Genomic DNA, 506 nt, shown 5'->3' with positions numbered 1-506 from the left:
CTGCTTGGCGTGCGCATAGCGCTGGTGCTTGATCAGCGCCAGCTTGCCGACCCGCACATAGGTCTGGCGCAAATCCACGCCCGCCTGCTTGGCCAGCCGCACCAGCCGCTCGCGCGCCCGATGAATGAGCTTGGCGTCGGTCGGGAACATCACGTTCTTCGGCTGCACGGTCGTGTCCACGATCACCCGGCGCGTATCGGCCGGCTTCATCGCCCCGCTCTTGACCGCCACCGCGAGGCTTTCCTGCAGCAGTGCCATAATCCGCTCCTCGCCCATGCGCTGGCGCCAGCGCGTCATCGACGAGCGGTCGAAGGGCAGCTCGTGGCGGAAGAACTCTTCGCCGGTGAGATACTGGAAGTAGGGGTTCTCCACCCAGCGGGCGCACAGCTCTTCGTCCGACAGGTCGAACGTGTGCTTCAGGATCGCAAGCCCCGCCATCAACCGCGTCGGCAACGGCGGCATGCCTGGTCGGTCCGAATAGACCGCGCCGAACCGCTCTTCCAGCA

General features: G+C 66.0%; 1 protein-coding gene. It reads right to left on the bottom strand.

Features of this window, described 5'->3' with window-relative positions:
- The coding region (locus tag ACWGS9_RS35315) for a transposase (protein ID WP_454509495.1) at positions 1 to 506 on the bottom strand (506 nt) is incomplete at both ends.

It is taken from the genome of Mesorhizobium sp. Arg314 (assembly GCF_053714275.1).
Note: the sequence above shows the minus strand (reverse complement) of the source record. Positions and strands in the feature narration are given on the sequence as shown.